The sequence below is a fragment of the Flavobacterium sp. genome, from assembly GCF_034111225.1.
Classification (GTDB): domain Bacteria; phylum Bacteroidota; class Bacteroidia; order Flavobacteriales; family Flavobacteriaceae; genus Flavobacterium.
In genome coordinates, this window is record NZ_JAWUXR010000009.1 from 44,326 (window position 1) to 70,708 (window position 26,383).

Below are 26,383 nucleotides of genomic sequence, written 5' to 3' on the forward strand. Positions count from 1 at the left end.
AGATTTGAGACGATTAAAATACAAAAAAGGAAGAAGGGTTCAACCAACTCCATTAGAATATACAGGTATTTATACAGACAAGAATACCGAAATGCAATTGTTTGTTTACAATGAAAAGGAGGTAAATGAATTTAAGGACATTGGAATTGATGAAATTTTAAATAATAAATCTTCGATAGATAATAATTGGATAAATGTACATGGTCTAAAGAATGTGGATTTAATTAAAAATTTATCAGAAAGTTTAAATATTAACAGCATTATTGTTTCGGATGTTCTTAATATTTCAAGAGGAACAAGATTAGAAGAACTTGATGACACTCTTTTCTTTAGTATAAAATCGATTCTTCCTACAGACGACAAAACAAATATTTCTATAGAACAAATTAGTTTCGTTTTACAAGACGGATTGATTGTTTCGTTTCAAGAGAAAAGAGGTGATTTTTTTACTCACATTAGAGAACGTTTGAGAACAAATTCAGGTTTAGTTCGTAAAAAGAAGACCGATTATCTTTTATACCTTATGCTTGATGCTATAATTGAAAATTTTTACATTACAATTGATAATAAAGAAATTGAAATAGAAAAATTAGTTGGCACTTCTAAAACAACTGATAATCCATCTATAATGGAGGAAATTGAGAAAAACAGAGAAATTTTTCATTTCCTAAAAAGAGCAATTGTTCCATTAAGAGATGCTTTATATACCATTAAAACAATTAAAGATGATGATGACTTTAACTGCATAGAACCTACAAATTTTGTCTTTTTTGGGCGCTTACACCAGAAAACAATTGAATTGCTAGATCAAATAGATTATGATTTACATACTTTAGACAGCGCAAGTAATTTTTTCTATACTACTCAAAGTCATAAAATGAATGAAGTAATGAAAACATTAACCATTGTATCAGCAGTATTTATGCCCATTACTTTTTTGGCAGGAATTTACGGAATGAACTTTGATAGAATTCCAGAATTACATGCAAGAAATGGTTATTTTATTGTGATAGGTGTAATGATTTTTATTGTTTTAGCGATGATGTTTTATTTTAAAAAGAAAAAGTGGTTTTAATTTAAAATAAAATCTTTAATCTTTAAAATAACATCTTCATTTCCTAATATTTTTCTGTGACCTAAGTTGTTTGTTAGGAATAATTCGCTGTTATTTAGTACTTTGTCAATATTCACTGAAGCTGTATATGGAACATCTTCGTCATCTTTATCGTGGATTACTAAAATAGGAACATTAACTTCTTTAGCAGCATTACTTCCTGAGTAATTTTCCATTTTTTCTTTATAAGTTGCTTCATAAGAATCCCTCATTAAATCAGCTATTTTAGGTTCTAAACTTAACTTTTTTGCAAAATCATGTAAAATATCACTTATGCTATCACCACTTCCTATAATAACTGCTTTATCAACATTTAAACCTTGTTTAATAGAATTTAAAATAGACATACCTCCAAGGGAATGGCCAACTGCTAGGTCAAATTTCCCATAGATTTTTTCTAATTCTAGAATGCTTGCAATGAATTCAATCATTAAGGATGTAGAGCCAGGAGATTTTCCGTGCGCAGGTGCATCAAAACTAATGGTTGTGTATCCCAATTCAGTTAATTGATCTGCTATTTTTACCAATTGCGTTCCTCTACCAGACCATCCGTGAACTAATAAAGCTTTTTTAGTGCCAGTTCCATATTTGTAGGTCATTATTTTTTTTGAAATTTCAGGAATAAAAACTAACTTTTGTTTAGAGTTTAAATCCATTTCAAATTCTCTCTTCGGAATTTTATATTTTATAGGAGTCGAAAATATTTTTTTTGCAAATTTCACAGTTAATGAAGTAGAAATTTTTTGTAAAGATTTAGTAATTAATATAATTATTTTCGGGATTGAATCACTTGAAATATTTTTTTGTCTTTTTGACATTACTTTTTTTTTACAAAACTATTAAATGTATCATAGCACTATATTAAACTTATCTTAAATTTATATTGGCAACATTATTGAAGTAGATTAAAAATATAATTAACTTTGTAAAAAAACATTTACACTATGAATTTAAAAATAAAATTTTTGTTAGGAATTATTTTAGCAATTGTATTCTCATGCGCTAAGAATCCTTTCACAGGTAAAAGCACTATGGCTCTTGTGCCAAATAGTCAAATTTTCCCATCAGCATTTCAACAATACGGGCAATTTCTATCTGAGAATAAAGTAATAAAAGGTACTGCCGAAGCTAAAAAAATTGAACTTATTGGTATGAAAATTAAAACAGCATCTGAAAGATGGTTAAATGCAAACGGACATGCTGATTATTTAGACGGTTATGAATGGGAATATAATTTAGTTGATAGTAAAGAATTAAATGCATGGTGTATGCCAGGTGGAAAAATTGTTTTCTATACAGGAATTTTACCTGTTTGTAAAGATGATGGTGGTATTGCAGCTGTAATGGGACACGAAGTAGCTCATGCATTAGCAAATCATGGTCAACAAAGAATGAGTGCTGGATTATTACAACAAGTAGGTGCAGTAGGTACTCAAGTTGCAGTAGGTAACAAAGATCCACAAACGCAAGCTTTAATTATGCAAGCTTATGGTGTAGGTTCTCAAGTAGGTGGAATGCTGCCTTTTAGTAGAAGTCATGAAAGTGAAGCAGATAAAATAGGATTAACATTAATGGCAATTGCAGGTTACGACCCAATTAATGCTGTACGAGTATGGGAAAGAATGTCAGCTCTTTCTAGTGGTCAAGCTCCACCAGAAATATTAAGTACTCATCCAAGTAATCAAACTAGAATTAATGAGTTAACTGCTTTAATCCCTCAGGCTAAAGCTGAAGCTGCAAAATTTGGAGTTACTTTTAAATAGGTTTTAGATTTATATAGTATATTTGAATCCCGCTTTGGCGGGATTTTTTAATTTAATTACCATTATGAATTTAGAAAAAGGAAGCAAAAAATTAGGTAATGCATGGGCATTTTATGATTGGGCAAATTCGGTATATAATTTAGTAATATCATCAGCTATTTTTCCTATATATTATGGTGCATTATTCAAAATAAAAGGAATTACATCTATACAATTTTTGGGATATGAAGTAAAAAGCACAGCTTTAATTAGTTTTGTAACAGCTTTTGCTTTTTTAATTGTAGCTATCATGTCACCATTACTTTCTGGAATAGCAGATTTCACAGGAAATAAGAAACGATTCATGCAGTTTTTTTGTTATTTGGGGGCATTGTCTTGTATTGGACTATCATTTTTTACATTAGATAATTTATATTTTGGCATTTTATGTTTCTTTTTTGGTTTAATAGGTTTTTGGGGAAGTTTGGTTTTTTATAATTCTTATTTGCCAGATATTGCTTATCCTGAAGATCAAGATAAACTAAGTGCTAAAGGCTATTCATTAGGTTATATTGGGAGTGTTATTTTGCTGTTGTTTAATTTAGCTATGGTCATGAAACCAGAATGGTTTGGTTTTGATTTATCAATACCTGAAATCTTAATGCATTCTGGTAATCCGTTAGAAATTGAGACGGCTTTAGAATCTGCTAAAAATGCCGCCTCATTTAGAGCCATGCAATATTCGTTTATTTCTGTTGGAATTTGGTGGGTAATTTTTAGTCAATATACGTTCTATTATTTGCCAAAAAACACTGTAAATAATAAGGTTACAAAGAATGTTATTCTCAATGGATATAAAGAGTTAAAAAAAGTTTGGCATCAATTGGAAGAAAATATAGTTTTAAAAAAGTATTTAAATAGTTTCTTTGTTTATTCTATGGCTGTTCAAACAGTAATGTTGGTCGCAACTTATTTTGGAGAACAAGAAATTTTATGGGAATCTGATAGTCAACGTACATCAGGATTAATAATAAGTATTCTAGTTATTCAATTGGTTGCTGTTGTGGGCGCTATTTTAACATCAAAACTTTCAGAAAAAATAGGAAACATTAAGACCTTAATTATAATTAATTCTATTTGGGCTGTTATATGCATATGTGCATTTTTTGTAACACTTCCTATTCATTTTTATATTACAGCAGGTTTTGTAGGTTTGGTAATGGGAGGAATTCAATCCCTCTCAAGGTCTACTTATTCTAAATTATTGCCCCAAACAAATGATTCTACTTCTTTCTTTAGTTTTTATGATGTTGCAGAAAAAATAGGAATTGTTATAGGAATGGGTATTTTTGCAAGTATTGATCAAATATCAGGTTCAATGAGAAATGCTATTGTGTTTTTAGCAGTATTTTTTATTATAGGAGTGTTTTTATTAGTCAATGTTCAAAAAACAATAAATAAAATATAAATAATTTATATATATTTGGAAACAAATACAAAAATAAACGTATGAAAACTATAAAATCAATTTTCTCAGTTCTAATTTTAACATTAGCTTTTACTGCAATTACTTCTTGTGATGTTGAGCCATTAGATTCTTCAATAGATATTAGTACTGGAGGAGGTTCAGGAATTACAGTTGCTAGTTTTACGGCAAAAGTTAATGGCGAAAATTTTATTGCATCATCAGAGTCAATTATTGGCGATTATTCACCTGCTTCAATTGGAAATGAATTTGTTATATCAGGATCGACTACTACAGGGAAAAATATTTCAATTACTGTTTTAAACCCATCAGTAGCAACTTTTCCTGCTAATTTTAATACTAGTAATTTAACATTACTTCAGTTTACGGATATTTCATTAGGAATAAACGGCTCTTTTTCTTCATATAATCAATTAACTGATACTTCAACAGGAACTGTTACAATTACAAATTTTGATACGGTTAACAACAAAGCTTCAGGAACATTTAGCTTTACTGCTTATAATTCTAATGACACAACTACTAGATCAATTACAAATGGTGTTTTTAATAATATTACATTTGAAAATACGGTTAATTAATAGCTAACTTATACTATAAATCAAATCCCGATTTAAAACTTCGGGATTTTTTTATGGCATAAAACTTGACCTTATACTTTATGGAACTTGTAAATTGAGTATTTTTTTACTGATATACAGTTGTTTATATGAAAACGACAATTTACTTCTTTCTCCATTTAATTATGTTTAATGACAAAATGACTTTAAAATAGATATGTCTAATCAAAAAATACTTACGCTTGACAATTTGTCACTGCAAGAAATAAATTCAGATGCCGAATTAATTCCTCTTTTAACTCCAGAAGATGAGGAGGAAATGAACAAAGAAGAATTGCCTTCAGATTTACCTATTCTTTCATTAAGGAATATGGTTTTATTTCCTGGTGTTGTAATTCCTATTACTGCAGGTAGAGATAAATCAATAAAACTGATAAATGATGCTAATGCAAGCGGTAAAGTTATTGGTGTTGTTGCGCAAATTGACGAAAATGTAGAAGAACCTACTCCAAACGATGTTCATAAAATAGGGACAGTGGCACGAATTATTCGTGTTTTAAAAATGCCTGATGGAAATACAACCGTTATTCTTCAAGGAAAAAAAAGGTTTGAAATAGATACTTTTACTCAAGAAGAGCCTTATATGAAGGCAACAATTAGAGAAGTTGCTGAAGAAAGACCAGAAAATAGCGATACCGAATTTGATACAATTGTTGATTCTATTAAAGAATTGGCTATTGAAATAATTAAAGAAAGCCCGAATATTCCAACGGAAGCTACATTTGCAATTAAAAACATTGAGTCTAATCCGTTTTTAATCAACTTTGTTTCTTCAAATATGAATCTTTCAGTTATTGACAAACAAAATCTTTTGTCAATTCATAATTTGAAAGAAAGAGCATTGGAAACATTGCGTTTCATGAATTTAGAATTACAAAAATTAGAACTTAAAAACGATATTCAGTCTAAAGTTCGTTTTGATTTAGACCAGCAACAACGCGAATATTTCTTACAACAACAAATGAAAACAATCCAAGAAGAATTGGGTGGTGTTTCTCATGATGCGGAAATTGAAGAAATGCGAGAGAAAGCAAAGCTAAAAAAATGGGATGAAAAAACCGGAGCTCATTTCAATAAGGAACTTTCAAAATTACAACGAACAAATCCAAATTCGCCTGATTTTGGTATTCAACGGAATTATATTGAATTGTTTCTTGAATTACCTTGGAATGAATTTTCAAAAGATAAATTTGATTTAAAACGAGCACAAAAAATATTAGATAGAGACCATCATGGTTTAGATGACGTTAAAAAACGAATTATAGAGCATTTAGCAGTTCTTAAATTGCGTAACGACATGAAATCACCTATTATCTGTTTATATGGCCCTCCGGGAGTAGGAAAGACTTCAATTGGGAAATCTGTAGCAGAAGCTTTGGGAAGAGAATATGTTAGAGTTTCATTAGGCGGATTAAGAGATGAAGCTGAAATAAGAGGGCATAGAAAAACTTATATTGGTGCAATGCCAGGAAGAATTATTCAATCTATTAAAAAAGCAAAGACTTCAAATCCTGTTTTTGTTTTAGATGAAATAGACAAGTTATCAACTAGTCATAGTGGAGACCCATCTTCAGCATTATTGGAAGTTTTAGATCCCGAACAAAATTCAGACTTTCATGATAATTTCCTAGAAATGGGGTACGACTTATCTAAAGTAATGTTTATTGCAACTTCAAATAGTTTATCGACCATTCAGCCTGCTTTAAGGGATAGAATGGAGATTATTAACATGTCTGGTTATACTATCGAAGAAAAAGTTGAAATTGCTAAAAAACATTTGTTACCAAAGCAATTAAAAGAACACGGATTAAAGCCTTCAGATTTACAAATTGATAAAAAACAATTAGAGAAAATTGTTGTAGGATATACTCGTGAATCGGGAGTGAGAGGATTGGAAAAGAAAATCGCTCAAATAGTTCGTAATGCTGCTAAATCTATTGCAATGGAGGAGGAGTATAATGTAAAAGTAACCAACGAAGATATTTTAAGTGTTCTTAAAGCTCCACGTTTAGAAAGAGATAAATACGAAAATAATGATGTCGCAGGCGTTGTTACTGGTTTGGCTTGGACTTCAGTAGGAGGAGATATTCTATTTATTGAATCTTCTGTGTCAAAAGGGAAAGGCACAATGAGTATGACAGGTAATTTAGGAACTGTAATGAAAGAATCGGTTACGATTGCTTTAGAATACATTCGTTCAAATGCAGAATTACTTTCAATTGACCCTGAGCTATTAACTACAAACAATATTCACATTCATGTTCCTTCCGGCGCTACGCCAAAAGACGGACCAAGTGCAGGTATTGCAATGCTAACGTCTATGGTTTCAACCTTTACCCAGAAAAAAGTAAAGAAAGGACTAGCCATGACTGGAGAAATTACGTTAAGAGGTAAAGTGTTGCCTGTAGGAGGAATTAAAGAAAAAATTCTAGCTGCAAAAAGAGCAAATATCAAAGAGATTATTCTTTGTCAAGAAAATAAAAGTGATATTGAAGAGATTAATCCAAATTATTTAAAAGGACTTACATTTCATTATGTCGATAGAATGAGTGAAGTAATTGATATTGCTATTACAAATCAAAAAGTAAATAACGCTAAGAAATTAAGTTAATTACGATGTTTTCAAACTCAAATTCCAACTCAAATATTTAGTTGGAATTTGTTTTTTATATATTGCTTTATAATTTTATCTTCGCATAAGCGTTATAGCTTTTAGAATTAGATTTAATGAACAAAAAATTGATTGCTTTTACTTTTTTACTTTTTTCTTCCAGTATGTTGGGACAAATAGGTGGTAAGTATGTATATCAGTTTTTGAACCTAGTTCAATCTCCACGGCAAGCAGCATTAGGGGGAAAAACCGTTACTGTTGTAGATTACGATGTTAATCAGGTTTTTTATAACCCAGCAACAATTAATGAAAAAATGAATAAACGATTAGCTGTTAATTATAGTAATTATTATGGCGAAGTCACATATGGAACAGCTGCTTATGCTTATACATGGGACAGACATCTTCAAACTTTTCATGCAGGTGTTAGTTATGTAAATTACGGTACGTTTGAGGGAAGAGATGAATTAGGAAATTTAACTTCTGATTTCACAGGAAGCGAAGCTGCCCTTTCTTTAGGATATGCCTATAATATTCCCTGGACCGATATGTTTGTGGGAGCTAATGTAAAATTAATTTCATCTACTTTAGAAACCTATAATTCATGGGGAACTGCGGTAGATTTAGGTTTTCTTTATGTTGATTATAAAAATGATATTAATTACGGTTTAACCGTTCGAAACTTAGGATTTCAAATAAAACCATATGATAATGTAAATGAGAAATTACCTTTATCTATTGATGCAGGAGTTTCTCAATTAATGGAAAATGTTCCTATTCGTTGGCATTTAACATTAGAAAATTTACAACAATGGAATATAGCTTTTTCAAATCCAAATAGAGGAGAATCTACTTTAGACGGTGAAACAAACGAAGAAAAAGTATCTTTTTTCAACAATGCATTACGACATGTGATTTTGGGAGCAGAACTTTTTCCTGAAAAAGGGTTTAGTATTCGATTAGGATATAACTTTAGAAGAGGAGAAGAGCTAAGAATTGTGGATCAAAGAAATTTTTCTGGAATTTCAGCTGGTTTCGGAATAAGATTTAATAAAGTACGATTTGATTATTCGTATTCAAAATATACAGTTGCAGCAAACACAAGTTTGTTTGGCATAATGATTAATTTAGATTAATATTGAAAAAAATTACAATTGCAATAGACGGGTTTTCGTCAACAGGGAAAAGTACTTTAGCAAAACAATTAGCTAACCAATTGGGGTATGCTTATGTGGATACTGGCGCAATGTATCGTGCAGTCACTTATTTTGCGATGAAAAAGGGTTGGGTTTCTGAAACCAATTTAAATACTGTTGAAGTAATTAATAATTTGTCTAGTATAAATTTAGAATTTCGTTTCAACGAACAATTAGGTTTTGCAGAAATGTTTTTAAACCAAGTAAACATTGAAAATGAAATTCGCACAATTAATGTGTCTAGGTGTGTTAGTAAAATTGCAGAAATTTCAGAAGTAAGATCAATGTTGGTAAAGCAACAACAGCAAATGGGTAAAAACAAAGCGGTTGTTATGGATGGAAGAGATATTGGAACTGTCGTTTTTCCAGATGCTGAATTAAAGTTGTTCATGACTGCTTCAGCTGAAACAAGAGCACAACGTCGTTTTGACGAATTAGTTGAAAAAGGACAAATGGTAACATTTGATGAGGTTTTGCAAAATGTTCAAGAAAGAGATTATATTGACACCCATAGAGAAGATTCACCATTAATAAAAGCTTTAGACGCTATTGAAATTGATAATTCTTCAATGTCTAAAGAAGAACAATTTAACTTAGTCATTGCAATGGTTAATGAAAAATTCAAATCTAAATAATTTTTCAAAAACATACTTCATTTTTTATTTATCTAAGCTTTTGTAAATCAAAATTATAGTATTACCTTTGCACACCTTTTGGCAGTATTGGGTTTCCAATTAGGTATAAACTAAATAATTTAACACTTCTGTTGTTATCAAAACTGATAAAAACCCATTGAATAGCACAGAATACAAATTTTTTATCAGCATGTCTGAAATTAATAAAGAACAAGAAGCGTTTTTAGCGGATTTTAACTGGCACAATTACCAAGAAGGTATTGATGTAGTAGACGAAAAAAACTTACAAGAATTTGAAGATTTAGTATCTAAAACTTTTATCTCTACTGATGATGCAGAAGTAGTAGAAGGTGTAGTAGTAAGAATCACAGATAGAGATGTTATCGTTGATATCAACGCTAAATCTGAAGGTGTAATTTCTTTAAATGAATTCCGTTACAATCCAGCTTTAAAAGAAGGAGATAAAGTAGAAGTACTTATCGATGTACGTGAAGACAAAACAGGTCAATTAGTATTATCTCACAGAAAAGCGAGAACTATTAAAGCTTGGGACAGAGTTATTTCTGCTCATGACACAGGTGAAATCGTTAACGGTTTCGTAAAATGTAGAACTAAAGGTGGTATGATTGTAGATGTTTTCGGAATCGAAGCATTCTTACCAGGTTCTCAAATTGACGTTAAGCCAATTAGAGATTACGATCAATATGTAAACAAAACTATGGAATTTAAAGTTGTGAAAATCAACCACGAATTCAAAAACGTAGTAGTTTCTCATAAAGCGCTTATTGAAGCGGATATTGAAATCCAGAAAAAAGAAATCATTGGTCAATTAGAAAAAGGACAAGTATTAGAAGGTGTTGTTAAAAACATTACTTCTTATGGTGTGTTTATTGACTTAGGTGGTGTAGATGGATTAATCCATATTACAGACTTATCTTGGTCAAGAATTAATCACCCAAGTGAAGCTCTTGAATTAGATCAAAAATTAAACGTTGTAATCCTTGATTTTGATGATGAGAAAACAAGAATTCAATTAGGTTTAAAACAATTAAACGCTCACCCATGGGATGCTTTAGATACTAAGTTAGCTATTGGTGATAAAGTAAAAGGTAAAGTTGTTGTAATCGCTGATTACGGTGCATTTATCGAAGTTGCTGAAGGTGTTGAAGGTTTAATCCACGTTTCTGAAATGTCTTGGTCTACGCACTTACGTTCGGCTCAAGATTTCATGAAAATTGGAGATGAAGTTGAAGCAGTTGTTTTAACTCTAGATAGAGATGACCGTAAAATGTCATTAGGTATCAAGCAATTATCACAAGATCCTTGGACTGATATTACAGCTAAGTACCCAGTTGGTTCAAACCATAACGGTATTGTAAGAAACTTTACAAACTTTGGTGTATTTGTTGAATTAGAAGAAGGTATCGACGGATTAGTTTATATTTCTGATTTATCTTGGACTAAGAAAATTAAGCACCCATCTGAATTTGTAAACGTTGGAGACAAAATGGATGTTGTTGTTTTAGAGTTAGATGTTGAAGGACGTAAATTATCTTTAGGTCACAAACAAACTACTCCTAATCCATGGGATAAATATGAAGCTTCATTTGCTGAAGGTACTATTCACAACGGAGAAATTTCTGAAATTGTAGACAAAGGTGCTACTGTTGAATTTGGAGAAGATATCGTTGCTTTCATTCCTACTCGTCACCTTGAAAAAGAAGATGGTAAGAAATTGAAAAAAGGAGAATCTGCTGACTTTAAAGTTATTGAGTTCAATAAAGAATTCAAAAGAGTAGTTGCTTCTCATACAGCTATCTTCCGTGAAGAAGAAGAAAAACATGTAAAAGCTGCTGTTGAATCATCTTCATCAAACAATAATGCAGATAAATCAACTTTAGGTGATTTAGATGTTTTAGCTGAATTAAAAGCGAAAATGGAAAAAGGAGAAAATAAATAATCTCTAAATTCTAATTTATACTTAAAAGTCCTGATGAAAATCAGGACTTTTTTTATGCAAAATTTTGTTCTTTAATTATTATATCGTAATATTGCAATATAATAATTTAATTATGGGAGCTTCAAAATCAGATTTTTTTACAAATGAGCAGAATAATATGGCAAATGTGTTTAAAGCATTGTCTCATCCTGCAAGGATTGCAATCATTCAATATCTTTTAAAAGTAGATTCTTGTATTTGTGGTGATATTGTAAACGAATTGCCATTGGCACAGCCAACAATTTCTCAGCACTTAAAGGAATTGAAAAATGCAAACATTATAAAAGGAACTATCGAAGGAACGGCAATTTGTTATTGCTTAAATCCTGAAACCATTTCTATGTTTGAAACTTATTTTAATGGAATCTCAAATCAATTGCAAAATAAGTGTTGTTAAATAATTAGACAAGTTAGACTTCTTAGATTATAGAAGTCTAAAATCTAAATGTCCAATAATCTAAAAATCTAAATATGAAATTATCAGAAATAAAAATAGCTTTACAAAAGTTGAAAACCATTGCTTTTCAGTTACCTGATGGAACATTGGTTCCTAATCATTTTCACGTTACCGAAGTTGGTAAAGTAACCAAAAACTTTATTGATTGCGGTGGAACTGTCAGAAACGAAGAAGTTGTAAACTTTCAATTATGGGAAGCAAACGATTATGATCATCGATTGCACCCTGAAAAATTGATTCATATTATTGAATTATCTGAAAAAAAACTACAAATTCCAGATTTAGAAATTGAAGTAGAATACCAAATGAAAGATACTATTGGTAAATTTGATTTAGATTTCGACGGTGCAAACTTTTTACTTACTTCAAAATTAACCGATTGTTTAGCTAAAGATAATTGCGGGATTCCTGTAGAAAAGCAGAAAGTTAAAATAGGTGAGTGGAAACAAAAAGAAAATTCGTGTAATCCAAATTCAGGATGTTGTTAATATGGAAAATATAAAAAAAGAACATTGGGAAAAAGTCTTTACTACAAAGGCAGAAAATGAAGTTAGTTGGTTTCAAAAACAACCGGAAACTTCTATACAATTAATAAAGGCGTGTAAATTACCAAAGGATGCCAAAATTATTGATATTGGTGGTGGCGATAGTTATTTAATTGACAGTTTAATTGAATTGGGTTATACCAATTTATATTTATTGGATATTTCTGAAAATGCTATCGAAAGAAGTAAGAAGAGGCTAGGAGCTAATGCTGATAAAGTTACTTTTATAGTTTCAGATGTTTTAGATTTCATAACAACTGAAAAATTTGATGCTTGGCACGATAGAGCTTCTTTTCATTTTTTGACAAACGAAACAGATATTATAAAATATAGAACTATTGTTTCTAATGCTTTAAACTCCAATGGAAGTTTTCTTTTGGGAACATTTTCTGATGAAGGTCCATTAAAATGTAGTGGTTTAGAGATTACTCAATATTCAGTTGAAAAAATATTGGATTTATTTGAAGAAGAGTTTGAAATGGAAAATTGTTTTACCGAAGATCATGAAACACCATTTGATACAACCCAAAATTTTATTTTTTGTCATTTTAGAAAGCAGTAAAAAATGAATACAACATTAAAAGAAACAATTAATGTAATTAGTAAAATGTCAATTTCTGAAGAAAGGAAAGAATATTTGCAACCATTAGTTGATTATATAGCGCATAAAACCAATAAGAATGATTCTGTTCGCTTAAATTTCATTTGTACACATAATTCTCGTAGAAGTCATTTGGCTCAAATATGGGCGCAAACAATGGCTTATTTTTATAATATGTCTAATGTAAATTGTTATTCTGGCGGAACAGCGACAACAGCAATGTTTCCAAAAGTTGCAGAGACGCTATTAAATCAAGGATTTCAAATTCAAAAACTAAATTCAGAAGCTAATCCTGTGTATGCAGTTAAATATGATGAGAATTCACTTCCTGTCATTTGTTTTTCTAAGACTTTTGATGATGCATTTAATCCTTCTTCTAATTTTGCTGCAATCATGACATGTTCTTCAGCAGATGAAGGTTGTCCTTTTATTTCAGGTGCTGAAGTGCGTTTACCAATCCGATATGAAGACCCAAAAACATTTGATGGAACAGAGTTAATGGATGCAAAGTATGCCGAAAGAAGTCTAGAAATTGCATCTGAAATGTATTATGTATTCTCTCAAATTCAAAATAAATAGATGAAAAAAAGATTAGGTTTTTTAGACAAATTTTTAACGCTATGGATTTTCCTAGCAATGTTAATTGGTGTTGGAATTGGATATTTTATTCCAAATTCAGCAAATTTCATTAATTCATTTTCTTCTGGAACTACTAATATTCCTTTGGCAATTGGTTTGATTTTAATGATGTATCCACCGTTGACAAAAATTGATTTTTCAAAAATTCCGAAAATGTTTGAAAAGCCAAAATTATTAACAGCTTCCTTTTTAATTACTTGGATTTTTGGTCCTTTTTTAATGTTCTTATTAGCAACCTTTTTCTTAAAAGATTACCCAGAATACATGACTGGCTTAATCATTATAGGAATTGCTCCATGTATTGCTATGGTAATTGTTTGGAACGAATTAGCAGAAGGAAATCGGGAATTAACAGCTGGTTTAATTGGAATTAACAGTTTGCTACAGGTGTTTTTCTTTAGTTTGTATGCCTATTTTTATTTAGAAATAATGTTGCCTTTATTTGGTATTAAAGGTTTAGAGTTGAATATAACTATTGCTGAAATTGCACAGACTGTTGGAATTTATTTAGGAATTCCGTTTGCATTAGCAGTATTGAGTCGTTATTTTATAAAGAAATATTTTGGAGATAAATGGTTTAATCAAAAATTTATTCCGTTTGTTTCTCCAATAACGTTAATTGCTTTACTTTTTACAATTGTTGTCATGTTTAGCTTAAAAGGAGAAATGATTGTTGATTTGCCTTTAGATGTAATTAGAATTGCAATTCCATTGGTAATCTTCTTTGCAATTATGTTCTTCTTAATGTTTTTTGTAGCAAAGAAAATAGGAGCTAATTATCGAGATGCTGTTGCTGTTTCCTTTACTGCTTCAGGAAATAATTTCGAATTAGCAATTGCTGTTTCTATAGGGGTTTTTGGAATCAATAGCGGGCAAGCTTTTGCTGGAGTTATTGGTCCTTTAGTAGAAGTTCCGGCTTTAATTATATTAGTAAATGTTGCTTTTTGGTTAAAAAATAAATTTTATTAGAATTTATATGTGACTTTTTGTTTAATATTGTTTCTAAACTATATAAACCAAATTTAATTAAATATGAAATTTAAAATTTTACTATTCAGTCTTTTTGTCTCAAGTGTTGGATTTGCTCAAAATATGGAGACTAAAGAGGTTCGTAAGAACATGAGTAAAGGAAATCAACCTGGAATTGAAATTATTATTCCTCATATTTCTGAAGATAATTTAGAAGATGCGATTAAAAAAGTCACAAAAAAATTCAAAGGAGATAGAGAAAAGATAAAACGTTCTAACGAAATTTATTTAGACGACGCTTTAATTAAAGAAATTAGTGAGAATACTATTGATATTCATCAAATTATTGAAAAAGAAGGAACAGGATTGCGTTACACTGTGTTTTTTAATTTAGGTGGCGCTTTTTTAGATAGTAAGTTGAATGCTAAGAAATTTGCTTATGCTGAAGAAATTGTAAATAGAATTGCTTTAAAAGCTTCAGAAATTAGAATTGATGATATTTTAAAAGAAGAGCAAGATAAATTAGAAGATTTTGAAGACGATCAAAAGAAGCTAGTTAAAGAAAAGGATAATGCAACTGAAGATATTCAAGATGCTAGAGATTTAATAGCTAAGAGAGAAAAAGAGATTCAAGACAATATTAAAATGCAAGCTTCAAAGACTTTTGAAATTGAAAAACAACGTAAAAAAGTAGATTCAATTTTAAAGCAAAAATCACTTATTGGTAAGAATTAAGATTAAATACAAAAAAAATGCTCTTTTAAAGAGCATTTTTTTTATGTATATAATAGAGTTTTATTCTTTAATTACTTTAATTGTTTTAGTTCCTAATTCATTTTCTAAAACTAAAATATATATTCCGTTAGAATAATTAGACATGTTAATTTGTGAGCTTGAAGAGTTGTTTTCGTTTGATTTTACACTTAGTAACTGACCTAATATTGAGTAAACACTTGCTTTTGAATAGTTGTAATTTTCAATTGTTAAAATATCTTTAACAGGGTTAGGGTAGTAGCTAATTGAATTAAATTCATTGTCATTAGTTCCTAAAGTAGTTGCAATATTAAACACATAAGGTGTTTGGTAATTTGTATTAGTAGGAGTAGTGCTTGAAATTTTCAAAAAATAATCGCCAGGTGTAAGTATTCTAATTAGATTTATTGTTGAACCAGTATTGTTTTGTGAAGCACCAATTGCTGTACCAGTACTATTTAAAATAGTTGCATTCATTGTACTTGTAACAATACTACTTACTGAAACAGCTGCATTTACATTGTCAGTAACTGTAAATTTGTAAAAATCATCATCAATTGTAGTTCCACTTGCTTGTACAGTTGTAAATCCTCTGTAATCGGTATTTGTAGAAATTTTATAAGCTAACTCTTTAACATTAGGTTCGTCTAATCCTTGCATTACATAATAAGGTTGACTTGGAAGTGCAGTATGCACCTCAATGCCTAAAGCAGAATAATAAAAATATTTAATTGGATAGGTTAAACCAGTACCTGTAAAATAATTTTCCATTCTAGCAGCAGCTTCTGTTACAACTCCATCTGTTGAAGATCCATTAACTCTACCAATAACACTAGAAAAATCAATAAGATTATCAATTGGTTTTTGATTTATACCAACAATAGTGTTCCCAATAGATCCATTACAGTTAACATCTATATTCCAATAATCACTTCCAAATAAATGTTCATTCATATTACTTGAGTTATTCACTTCAACTCCACCAAACAAGTATCTACTAGGTTCTCCACTATAATAATAGGTTATTTTTAAATCTCTTAAAGCCTCTGAGCGAGTTTCCATTCCAATAATCCAACCTAAGCCAATATCGCTTGCATTACTGCCACCATGAGGAGTTCCAAGGGTGAAAAATTTAGCAACATGATGTTGACCATCTGGTTGCCAGTTTATAGAGTTTTGAATATATTCTCTTGAAGCTAAACCACCCATACTGTGACCCACAAGAATCACTTTATCTTTTCCTGTTAACGCTAATACTCTTTCTACAGCTTTCTTAACTGCTACTCCTTGTTTGGTTACGGCTGATTGATTACTATAAACAGAAGTTCCAATAGAACCGTTAATGTTTACATCAAAATTTACATAATAATAATCACCATTTTGCATTGTGGTAGTTTCAAATGCTGCAATATCTGCTCCAGTGGTTGGATAGAAATTTTTGTTTGCTACATTGTGGTTTCCGTCTGCACTTAGGCAAAAATCAAATCTACCACCAAAAGTAAAACCGTATTGTGAATCTAAATAATTAGTGGAAGTATTCCATGTTTCAGAACTTGAATTAAGTCCGTGAATAAAAATAATTGGATATGGAATTTTACTTGTTACAACTCTTCCGCTGGAATCAATAATTGGGCTTTTTAAAGGAACTATTATTGTATCATTTGAATAATCGAAAAACTCAAATTCAGGATTTCTTGGCTTGAATATTTCGTTTTGGGCATTAATTATTGTGAATGAAAAAAGGAATATAATAGCATAAAGAGTAGTTTTTTTCATAAAAAATTATTTAGCATTTGCTGTGCAATATATAAATAATTTGTTAAAATTTTTATATTTTCTAACTTTTATTATGCATACATAGTAATCTTCTTATTTATCAATAGATCCAAGTACCCTTTTCATAAAATCATTAAGAGCAGTTTTCTTGTCAGTTCCATCTTTTATCATCTTGTGTACTTCAAGAGCTCCATACATATTAGAGATAAGTTCTCCAATAACATCTAACTCTTCATCTTTTAAAGAAGAAACTTCTGTTAAGTTTTCTAAAACCTCAATAGTTTCAATTAGATAATCTTGATCGTTATCTTCTATAAATTGAGTTAGTTGTTTAATTACAGGTATTTTCATTTTATGCTAAATTTATATAACTTCATTAACTAGTTCTGCTAAAACTTCTGCTTTATTAGTTTGTGTTTGATTAACTAAAACACCATTTTTAAAAGTAGCAAACGTGGGTAAGTTATCAACTGTAGCTAGTTTTCTAGATTCTGGAAATTTTTCAGCATCAACCATTAAAAAAGGGATTAATTCATTTTCTGAAGCCATTTTTTTGAATTTTGGTTTCATAATTCTACAATTTCCACACCATGTTGCTGAAAACTGTACTATAACCGTTTCGTTTTGAGCAATTACTTCTGCTAAATTATCTTGTTCTATTTCTGTAAACATTTTTTTTAAATTTAAAATTAATGACAATGTCAACTTTCAATTAATTGTTTATGACATTGCCATTGAATTTTGTTATTGAATTAGTTAGAAGATAAATATGCAGCAGTACTTAATCTGTCTGCACTCATTGCTTCTTTACCTTCTTCCCAGTTTGCAGGACAAACTTCTCCTTTAGTTTGAACGTGCGTGTAAGCATCTACTAAACGTAAATATTCATTTACATTTCTACCTAATGGCATATCGTTTACGCTTTCGTGGAAAATTTTTCCGTCTTCATCAACTAAATAAGTAGCTCTATAAGTAACGTTTGATCCTACTAATAATTCATCTTCATAATCTTCGTCAAAATCAACTGCAACGTCTAAAATACCTAAAGCAGAAGATAAGTTACGAGTAGTATCTGCCAATAATGGGTAGGTTACACCTTCAATTCCACCATTATCTTTTGCAGTGTTTAACCAAGCAAAATGTACTTCGTTAGTGTCGCATGAAGCACCAATAACCATAGTGTTTCTTTTTTTAAATTCACCTAAAGCAGCTTGAAAAGCATGTAATTCAGTTGGGCAAACAAAAGTAAAATCTTTTGGGTACCAAAATAAAAGTACTTTCTTTTTGTTTTTAACCGCTTCTTCTAAAACGTTAATCCTTAAGTTGTCTCCCATTTCTGAGATTGCATCTACTGTAATGTTTGGGAACTTTCTTCCTACTAATGACATATTATTATAGTTTTAATTTATTAATTTTTACAGAACAAAAATACGTTTAATATGAATATTCTAAAATGATATTAATCATATTTAATCATGGAGCAATAGGTTTTATCTATATTAGTTTTTAAATATAAAAACGTCCCAATTATGAGACGTTTTTATTAATAAGTATATGCAGAGAAAGATTTTAATTCAAATCAAAACGATCTGCATTCATCACTTTTGACCAAGCTTTAACAAAATCTTTAACAAATTTTTCTTTGTTGTCATCTTGTGCATAAACTTCTGAATATGAGCGTAGAATAGAATTTGAACCAAAAACTAAATCAACACGAGTTGCTGTCCATTTTGTCACTCCTGTTTTTCTTTCAACAATATTATATGAATTTTGTCCAGTAGGTTTCCATATATAATTCATATCTGTTAAATTGACAAAGAAATCATTTGTTAATACACCTACTTTATCAGTGAAAACCCCATGTTTTGTTTCACTATAATTAGTTCCTAAAACACGCATTCCACCAATTAAAACAGTCATTTCTGGAGCAGTTAATCCCATTAGTTGAGCTCTGTCTAGCAATAACTCTTCTGGTTTAGCAGCATAATCCTTTTTTAAATAGTTCCTAAAAGCATCATGAGTTGGTTCTAAATCTTCAAATGATTCTGCATCAGTCATTTCTTTGATTGCGTCACCTCTTCCTGCTTCGAAAGGTACTTTTATAGTTACTCCGGCTTTGTGAGCAGCTTTCTCTATAGCGGCACTTCCTCCTAAAACAATTAAATCTGCAATGCTAACCTTTTTCGATAATTCTGATTGAATTTTAGTTAGTGTATTTAATACTTTTTGTAAACGCTCTGGTTCATTTCCAATCCAATCTTTTTGAGGAGCTAAACGAACTCTTGCTCCATTTGCACCACCTCTAAAATCTGAGCATCTAAAAGTTCTAGCACTGTCCCAAGCTGTTGATATTAATTCAGAATCAGTTAATCCGCTATTTAATAATTTTGATTTTAACTCATCAATTTCAGCATCTGATAAAGTATAATCAACTTTTGGAATAGGATCTTGCCAAATTAATTCTTCTATTGGAGCATCAGCGCCTAAATAGCGATTTTTTGGTCCTAAATCACGATGTGTTAATTTAAACCAAGCTCTAGCAAATACATCTTCAAAATAAGTAGGGTCTTTATGGAATTTTTCTGAAATTTTTCTGTAAATAGGATCCATTTTCATTGCCATATCGGCATCAGTCATAATTGGATTATTCCTCTTAGTTGAATCATGAGCATCAATAGGTTTGTCTTCTTCTTTGATGTTTATAGGTTCCCATTGCCACGCACCAGCTGGACTCTTTTTCAATTCCCATTCATAAGTAAATAATAAGTAAAAATATTCATTGTCCCATCGTGTTGGGTTAGTCGTCCAAGAGCCTTCAAGACCACTCGTTACAGTATCACCGGCATTCCCACTTCCTTTTGGATTATGCCAACCCAAACCTTGTTCTTCAATACCGGCTGCTTCTGGCTCTCTTCCAAGTTTCGATGCATCTCCATTACCGTGCGCTTTACCTACGGTATGACCACCAGCTGTTAGAGCGACTGTTTCTTCATCATTCATTGCCATACGTTTAAAAGTAGTTCGTACATCAATTGCTGTTTTTAATGGGTCTGGCTTACCGTCAACTCCTTCAGGATTCACATAAATTAAGCCCATTTGTACTGCTGCTAATGGGTTGTCTAATGATTCTCTATTTTCATCATTATTATATCGTTCTTTTGTTTCGGCTAGCCATTCTTTTTCAGCTCCCCAGTAAATATCTTTTTCAGGATGCCAAATGTCTTCTCTTCCTCCAGCAAAGCCAAATGTTTTAAAGCCCATTGATTCATATGCCATATTACCAGCTAAAATCATTAAATCACCCCAAGAAATTTTATTTCCATATTTTTTCTTTATAGGCCAAAGTAGCCTTCTTCCTTTGTCTAAGTTTCCGTTATCTGGCCAGCTATTTAATGGAGCAAACCTTTGGTTTCCTGTGTTACTTCCTCCACGACCATCAGAAACTCTATATGTTCCAGCTGAATGCCAAGCTAAACGAATCATTAATCCACCGTAGTGTCCCCAATCTGAAGGCCACCAATCTTGACTATCTGTCATTAATTTTTTTAAGTCATTTTTTAGAGCTTCTAAATCTAATTTTTCAAACTCTACAGCATAATTAAAATTTTCACCCATAGGGTTGGTTTTTGTATCATGCTGATGTAAAATATCTAAATTCAATGTCTCAGGCCACCATTCTTGATTAATTGTAGCTGGTTTAATATTGTCTTCCTTTTGATGAAAAGGACATTTTCCAATGTTGTTATTGTCTTCCATAATTTTTTTCAGTTAGTGATGTTTGTATTTCGTTGATTTTTAGATTATCGTTTTTATAAAATTACATAAAAAAAAACCATTACTTAAATTAAGTAATGGTTAGTTTTTATATTGATATAGTTTTTATTTATCTAAAACCTATTTTTTAATATCTGAAATCAATAGTCTTATTTTAATATTAAATGCTGCAAATATTAATGTCATAATAGGGCTAAGTAAATTAAAGAATGCATAAGGTAAATAATCAAAAGTATCTACACCTAAGGTTCCTGATTGATATGCTCCACAAGTATTCCAAGGAATTAATACTGAAGTAACCGTACCAGAATCTTCTAAAGTTCTACTTAAATTTTCTGGTGCTAAACCTTTATCTTGATATGCTTTTTTAAACATTTTTCCAGGAACAACTATTGCTAAATACTGGTCAGAGGCAGTGATGTTTAAGGCTAAACAACTTCCTACAGTTGCAGCAAATAAACCAAAGGTAGTTTTCGCCAACTTTAATAAGGCTTGACTAATTCTTGCTAATGCTCCAATAGCATCCATTACACCTCCAAAAACCATTGCGCATAGAATTAACCAAATAGTTCCTAGCATCCCACTCATTCCTTTTGCTTTGAAAAGCTTGACCAAGCTTTCATTTTCTGTAGGAATTACTGTTTCAATGGTGATCGCATCCATTACACCTCTATAAGTTGATCTAAATGAAGAGCTCTCTACTCCAGCAATTTGGTTAATAATTTGTGGTTGGAAAATTACTGCAAAAATTGCCCCTAATAATACTCCAATAAATAAAGCAATTAATGGCTCCGTTTTTTTAAAAATTAATCCAATAACAATTATTGGAACTAAAAATAACCATCCAGTAATGTTAAATGATTTTTTTATATCTAGTAACATTGCAGAAGTATCTGTAACTCCTTCAACATTAATGGTAAGACCGATTATAATAAATAAAATTAAAGAAACAATAAATGTTGGTGTAGTGGTTAAAGCCATATACTTTATGTGTGTAAACAAATCAGTTCCAGCCATTGCAGGAGCTAAATTTGTTGTATCAGACATTGGAGATAATTTATCTCCAAAATAAGCTCCAGAAATTACAGCACCAGCAACCATTCCAACAGGGAACCCTAATGCTCCTCCAATTCCAACTAAAGCAATTCCAACAGTTGCAGAGGTTGTCCATGAACTTCCTGTAGCAATAGAAATTACAGCACAAATAATCATAGTTGCTGGTAAAAAGATGCTTGGGCTTAGTATTTGAAGTCCATAATAAATCATAGAAGGAATAATTCCGCTAATTAACCATGTTCCGGCAAGAGCTCCAACCATTAATAAAATTAAAATAGCACCTGCTGTAGATTTAATATTTTCCGCTACTTCATCAATCATGTTTTGAAAAGTAACTTTATTAAATAAACCTACTATTACTGCAACACCCGCTCCTAAAAGTAATACAAATTGATTACTACCCCCAAGTGGATCATCGTCTTCGCCGCTATAAGCAACTAAAACATTATAAGCCAACATGACGATTAATGCAAAAATAGGGATTAGAGCTTCCCAAATATTTAACTCTTTATTTGAATTTATTTTAGTATCCATTTATTTTTTTTGAAGACGCAATATAGAAAAAAAAATCCGCTTAAGAATTTCTTAAGCGGACTTTATTAGTAACTTATAAATTAAAGAATATTCAATTCTTTCATGCAAGTTTTCATCATTTGGTAAGTTCTTTCAATGTCATTGTCTAGTCCAATTGAAAAACGAATTAAACCATCAGTTAATCCCATTTCAGCTTGTTCTTCCATTGGAATTTCAGAAGAAGTTGATGATCCTGGTGCACTGAATAATGTTTTATAAAAACCTAAACTTACTGCTAAATAGCCTAGGTTGCGTTCTTGCATTAGTTCCATTAAAGCATTTGCTTTATCTAAACTTCCTACGTCTACAGTCATCATTCCTCCAAAACCGTATTCTGGATTAATCATCGTAGAATATATTTTATGGCTTGGGTGACTTTTCAATCCAGGATAAACAGTTTTTAAACCGTCTTTTTCAAATTTATCAGCTAAATATGCAGCGTTGTGACTGTGTTGTTTTATACGTAAATGTAAAGTTCTTAAGTTTTTCATTACTGAAGCCGAACGCATACTGTCCATTGTTGGACCTAATAACATACTTGCTCCAGAGTTTACGTTTTTCAAATCATTAATAAACTCTTGTGAAGCACAAACTACACCTCCAACAGTATCACTACTTCCATTGATGTATTTTGTTAAACTATGAATTACAATATCTGCACCAAATTTAGTTGGTGAAACAGATAATGGAGAAAAAGTATTATCTACAACTAATTTAAGATTATGTTTTTTAGCAATTTTAGAAAGACCAGCTAAATCAGCTACTTCTAATAAAGGGTTACTTACAGTTTCACAGTATAAAACTTTAGTATTTGGAGTAATTGCAGCTTCTACAATATCTAATTTAGTAATGTCTACAAAAGCGGTTTGAATTCCCATTCTTGGTGCGAAATTCTTTAAAAAGGCATAAGTTCCTCCATAAATAGTTCTGCTAGAAACAACATGTTCTCCGTTTCCACATAATTGTAATAGGGTAGGAGTAATTGCTCCCATTCCAGATGCAGCAACATTTGCAGTTTCTGTACCTTCCATTGCAGCAAGTGCTCTGTCTAAATATAAATTACTTGGAGATGAGTGACGAGAATATAAATAACAACCTTCTGCATTACCTTCGAAAGTATCGAACATTGTTTTTGCAGAAAGAAATGTATAAGTTGACGAATCAGAAATTGAAGGATTAACTCCTCCAAATTCACCAAAGTATTGTAAATCTTGAATATTGTCAGCTGGATTGAATTTACTCATAATAACTTGTATTTTTTAAAATTTTTAATACATCAAATATCAATAATGTTAATACCAAAATCAATCATTTTATAGAAAAATAGTTTTTAAAACCAAATAAATTTACATAAATAGATTTTAATTCTATATAATTTCTTAAATTTGAAATTCAGTAAAAAAATTTGCAAGATGAAATTAGATGTAATTGATAGGAAACTTTTAGAAATGCTTCAAAAGGATACTAAAAAAACAACAAAAGAACTTTCCGATAAGTTAAATCTATCAGTAACAGCTGTGTATGAAAGGGTGAAAAAATTAGAACGTGAAGGTGTTATCAAAAATTACATAGCCATATTAGATAAATCAAAGGTAAGTAAAAGTTTTGTGGTTTTTTGTCACGTTAAACTGACCCAACATAATATTGATTTAATCAAGCATTTTGAAAAACAAATTCTAAAGTTAGATGAAGTATTAGAGTGTTTTCATGTAAGTGGTGACTATGATTATATTTTAAAAATATTTGTTGAAGATATGGAAGCGTATCGTGAATTTATGGTTACAAAACTAACGACTATTAAAGACATTGGTAGTACCCATAGTACGTTTATGATTGGGGAAGTAAAAAACACAACTGCATTTAAATTAACTTAGTGCGAATTGTATTTTTACAAAAATTACTAATTCGTTTAAACAAAAATTCTTACTTTTGCACTTGCAAAATAAACACACAAAACATATACTATGAGTCAATTTGATGTTACTATTATAGGTTCTGGTCCTGGAGGATATGTATCAGCTATTCGTTGTGCACAATTAGGATTAAAAACTGCCATTATTGAAAAATATTCTACTTTAGGTGGAACTTGTTTAAATGTAGGATGTATTCCTTCAAAAGCAATGTTAGCATCTTCTCATCATTATGATGAAATGAAACATTTTGCAGATCACGGAATTGAAGTTTCTGGAGAAGTTAAAGTAAATCTTGAAAAAATGATTGCTCGTAAACAAGCAGTTGTAGATCAAACTTCTGGGGGAGTAAAATATTTAATGGACAAAAACAAAATTACTGTTTTTGAAGGAGTAGGTTCTTTTGAAAGCGCTACTTCTGTAAAAGTAACTAAAAAAGACGGTTCATCTGAAATTATTGAATCTAAGAACATCATTATTGCTACAGGTTCAAAACCTTCTAGTTTACCTTTTATTACTTTAGATAAAGAAAGAGTTATTACTTCTACGGAAGCATTAAAATTACCGGAAGTTCCTAAACATTTAGTAATTATTGGTGGTGGGGTTATTGGTATTGAATTAGGTCAGGTTTATTTACGTTTAGGATCGCAAGTTTCTGTTGTAGAATATATGGATAGAATTATTCCAGGAATGGACAGTTCATTATCTAAAGAATTAACAAAAGTATTAAAGAAACAAGGAATGAAATTCTATGTTTCTCACAAGGTACAATCAGTTGAAAGAAACGGAGATACAGTTGCTGTTCAAGCAGAAGATAAAAAAGGTCAAATTGTTACTTTAGAAGGAGATTACGCATTAGTTTCTGTAGGTCGTCGTCCATATACAGCTGGATTGAATGCGGACAAAGCAGGTGTGAAAATTACGGATAGAGGAATGGTTGATGTTAACGATCATTTACAAACTAATATTCCAAATATTTATGCAATTGGAGATGTAGTTCGTGGAGCTATGTTAGCGCATAAAGCAGAAGAAGAAGGAGCAATGGTTGCTGAAATTTTAGCAGGTCAAAAACCTCATATTGATTATAATTTAATTCCAGGTGTTGTTTATACTTGGCCAGAAGTTGCAGCTGTTGGACAAACAGAAGAGCAATTAAAAGAAGCAGGTGTTGCTTATAAATCAGGAAGTTTTCCTTTCAAGGCTCTAGGTAGAGCAAGAGCTGGTGGAGATTTAGATGGTTTTGTAAAAATCTTAGCCGATGCTAAAACAGATGAAGTTTTAGGAGTTCACATGATTGGTGCTCGTTGTGCGGATTTAATTGCAGAAGCAGTTGTTGCTATGGAATTTAGAGCTAGCGCTGAAGATATTTCAAGAATGTCTCATGCACATCCAACATTTGCTGAAGCTATTAAAGAAGCTGCTTTAGCTGCTACTGATAATAGAGCATTACACGTTTAAAAAAATAAAACATATTTATTGCAATAAAAAAGTCCCACATTGGTGGGACTTTTTTGTTTTAAAAATTTATTATGCAGTAAATAATTCTTTATAACTATCCCAATTTCGATAGATTAAAAATAGATTTCCTAATAACACAAAAAGAGCAATTGGTATTCCTTCCGGCATCATAAATACATGTACTAGTAAAATATTGATAGATATTGGCATTAAAAGTATTGGAGAAAGTTTCATGAATTTTCCAGTAACAAAGGATAACCCACAAATTAATTCTACGATTTTAACAAGAACCATTAAATAGCCACTTGCAGCTAATCCGTCGTTAAAAATTTTCATATTTCCTGTAGCTTCTGGTTCTGGAACTAAATGAAAGAAAAAGGACAGAGAAGCAAATAATAATAAAGCTCCTAACAGTACACGAATAATAATAGTTGCAATTTTCATAACTTTTAAAGTTTATTGATTAGTT

Annotated in this window: 25 protein-coding genes; 16 read left to right on the forward strand and 9 right to left on the reverse strand. The window is 30.8% G+C overall.

What is annotated here, in order from left to right; all coding sequences use genetic code 11:
* The first annotated feature begins 4 nt into the window (after positions 1-4).
* A complete protein-coding gene (corA, locus tag UXY25_RS04885; protein WP_320814881.1) occupies positions 5-1,075 on the forward strand; it encodes a magnesium/cobalt transporter CorA in 1,071 nt (356 codons plus the stop codon).
* On the opposite strand, the gene UXY25_RS04890 is transcribed toward corA, so the two are convergent.
* Positions 1,072-1,932, reverse strand: coding sequence for an alpha/beta hydrolase (locus tag UXY25_RS04890; protein ID WP_320814882.1), 861 nt, complete (start codon positions 1,930-1,932; stop codon positions 1,072-1,074). The two genes, corA and UXY25_RS04890, sit on opposite strands and share 4 nt — an antisense overlap.
* 126 nt (positions 1,933-2,058) lie before the next feature.
* On the opposite strand from UXY25_RS04890, the gene UXY25_RS04895 reads away from it, so the two are divergent.
* The 13 genes from UXY25_RS04895 (at position 2,059) to UXY25_RS04955 (ending at position 15,349) form a co-directional block, all read left to right on the forward strand.
* A complete protein-coding gene (locus tag UXY25_RS04895; protein ID WP_320814883.1) occupies positions 2,059-2,877 on the forward strand; it encodes a M48 family metallopeptidase in 819 nt (272 codons plus the stop codon).
* Positions 2,878-2,938: 61 nt separating this feature from the next.
* A complete protein-coding gene (locus UXY25_RS04900; protein ID WP_320814917.1) occupies positions 2,939-4,324 on the forward strand; it encodes an MFS transporter in 1,386 nt (461 codons plus the stop codon).
* Positions 4,325-4,365: 41 nt separating this feature from the next.
* Positions 4,366-4,923, forward strand: a complete 558-nt coding sequence (locus UXY25_RS04905) for a DUF6252 family protein (RefSeq protein ID WP_320814884.1) — start codon at positions 4,366-4,368, stop codon at positions 4,921-4,923.
* 196 nt (positions 4,924-5,119) lie between these two features.
* Complete coding sequence (gene lon, locus UXY25_RS04910) at positions 5,120-7,573, forward strand: endopeptidase La (protein ID WP_320814885.1); 2,454 nt, start codon at positions 5,120-5,122, stop codon at positions 7,571-7,573.
* A 116-nt stretch (positions 7,574-7,689) separates the two neighbouring features.
* Positions 7,690-8,709, forward strand: a complete 1,020-nt coding sequence (gene porQ, locus UXY25_RS04915; protein WP_320814886.1) for a type IX secretion system protein PorQ — start codon at positions 7,690-7,692, stop codon at positions 8,707-8,709.
* A 2-nt stretch (positions 8,710-8,711) separates the two neighbouring features.
* Entirely contained in the window at positions 8,712-9,404 is a 693-nt protein-coding gene (gene cmk / locus UXY25_RS04920) for a (d)CMP kinase (protein ID WP_320814887.1), read from the forward strand.
* Between the two features lie 190 nt (positions 9,405-9,594).
* Positions 9,595-11,364 (forward strand): 30S ribosomal protein S1, encoded by a 1,770-nt coding sequence (gene rpsA / locus UXY25_RS04925; protein WP_320814888.1) that lies wholly within the window; start codon positions 9,595-9,597, stop codon positions 11,362-11,364.
* 112 nt (positions 11,365-11,476) lie between these two features.
* On the forward strand, positions 11,477-11,800 hold the full coding sequence (locus UXY25_RS04930) for a metalloregulator ArsR/SmtB family transcription factor (protein WP_320814889.1): 324 nt from the start codon (positions 11,477-11,479) through the stop codon (positions 11,798-11,800).
* Positions 11,801-11,874: 74 nt separating this feature from the next.
* Entirely contained in the window at positions 11,875-12,348 is a 474-nt protein-coding gene (locus UXY25_RS04935; RefSeq protein ID WP_320814890.1) for a DUF6428 family protein, read from the forward strand.
* Between the two features lies 1 nt (position 12,349).
* Positions 12,350-12,967 (forward strand): class I SAM-dependent methyltransferase, encoded by a 618-nt coding sequence (locus UXY25_RS04940; RefSeq protein WP_320814891.1) that lies wholly within the window; start codon positions 12,350-12,352, stop codon positions 12,965-12,967.
* Positions 12,968-12,970: 3 nt separating this feature from the next.
* Entirely contained in the window at positions 12,971-13,585 is a 615-nt protein-coding gene (locus UXY25_RS04945) for a protein-tyrosine-phosphatase (RefSeq protein ID WP_320814892.1), read from the forward strand.
* Complete coding sequence (gene arsB, locus UXY25_RS04950; protein ID WP_320814893.1) at positions 13,586-14,614, forward strand: ACR3 family arsenite efflux transporter; 1,029 nt, start codon at positions 13,586-13,588, stop codon at positions 14,612-14,614. It begins immediately after the preceding gene.
* A gap of 63 nt (positions 14,615-14,677) precedes the next feature.
* A complete protein-coding gene (locus UXY25_RS04955) occupies positions 14,678-15,349 on the forward strand; it encodes a hypothetical protein (RefSeq protein ID WP_320814894.1) in 672 nt (223 codons plus the stop codon).
* A gap of 60 nt (positions 15,350-15,409) precedes the next feature.
* Here UXY25_RS04955 and UXY25_RS04960 read toward each other — a convergent pair whose 3' ends face one another.
* The 7 genes from UXY25_RS04960 to UXY25_RS04990 all read right to left on the reverse strand — a co-directional run bounded on the left by UXY25_RS04960 (position 15,410) and on the right by UXY25_RS04990 (position 23,790).
* Positions 15,410-17,143 carry an alpha/beta fold hydrolase gene (locus UXY25_RS04960; RefSeq protein ID WP_320814895.1) on the reverse strand — a complete coding sequence of 578 codons (1,734 nt, stop codon included), beginning with the start codon at positions 17,141-17,143 and terminating at the stop codon, positions 15,410-15,412.
* Positions 17,144-17,236: 93 nt separating this feature from the next.
* Positions 17,237-17,494, reverse strand: a complete 258-nt coding sequence (locus UXY25_RS04965; protein ID WP_320814896.1) for a DUF6952 family protein — start codon at positions 17,492-17,494, stop codon at positions 17,237-17,239.
* 12 nt (positions 17,495-17,506) lie between these two features.
* On the reverse strand, positions 17,507-17,815 hold the full coding sequence (locus UXY25_RS04970) for a thioredoxin family protein (RefSeq protein ID WP_320814897.1): 309 nt from the start codon (positions 17,813-17,815) through the stop codon (positions 17,507-17,509).
* A gap of 80 nt (positions 17,816-17,895) precedes the next feature.
* Complete coding sequence (locus tag UXY25_RS04975; protein WP_320814898.1) at positions 17,896-18,531, reverse strand: peroxiredoxin; 636 nt, start codon at positions 18,529-18,531, stop codon at positions 17,896-17,898.
* Positions 18,532-18,712: 181 nt separating this feature from the next.
* Entirely contained in the window at positions 18,713-20,899 is a 2,187-nt protein-coding gene (katG, locus tag UXY25_RS04980) for a catalase/peroxidase HPI (protein WP_320814899.1), read from the reverse strand.
* 138 nt (positions 20,900-21,037) lie between these two features.
* Complete coding sequence (nhaC, locus tag UXY25_RS04985) at positions 21,038-22,507, reverse strand: Na+/H+ antiporter NhaC (RefSeq protein WP_320814900.1); 1,470 nt, start codon at positions 22,505-22,507, stop codon at positions 21,038-21,040.
* Between the two features lie 80 nt (positions 22,508-22,587).
* A complete protein-coding gene (locus UXY25_RS04990) occupies positions 22,588-23,790 on the reverse strand; it encodes an aminotransferase class I/II-fold pyridoxal phosphate-dependent enzyme (RefSeq protein WP_320814901.1) in 1,203 nt (400 codons plus the stop codon).
* 168 nt (positions 23,791-23,958) lie between these two features.
* Here UXY25_RS04990 and UXY25_RS04995 point away from each other — a divergent pair, with 168 nt between their 5' ends.
* Both UXY25_RS04995 and lpdA read left to right on the forward strand, forming a co-directional pair.
* The gene (locus tag UXY25_RS04995; RefSeq protein ID WP_320814902.1) at positions 23,959-24,420 is read left to right on the forward strand and encodes an Lrp/AsnC family transcriptional regulator; all 462 of its coding nucleotides are present in this window, start codon (positions 23,959-23,961) and stop codon (positions 24,418-24,420) included.
* A 90-nt stretch (positions 24,421-24,510) separates the two neighbouring features.
* Positions 24,511-25,914, forward strand: coding sequence for a dihydrolipoyl dehydrogenase (lpdA, locus tag UXY25_RS05000; RefSeq protein WP_320814903.1), 1,404 nt, complete (start codon positions 24,511-24,513; stop codon positions 25,912-25,914).
* 69 nt (positions 25,915-25,983) lie between these two features.
* On the opposite strand, the gene UXY25_RS05005 is transcribed toward lpdA, so the two are convergent.
* On the reverse strand, positions 25,984-26,358 hold the full coding sequence (locus tag UXY25_RS05005) for a DoxX family protein (protein ID WP_320814904.1): 375 nt from the start codon (positions 26,356-26,358) through the stop codon (positions 25,984-25,986).
* Between the last annotated feature and the right edge of the window lie 25 nt (positions 26,359-26,383).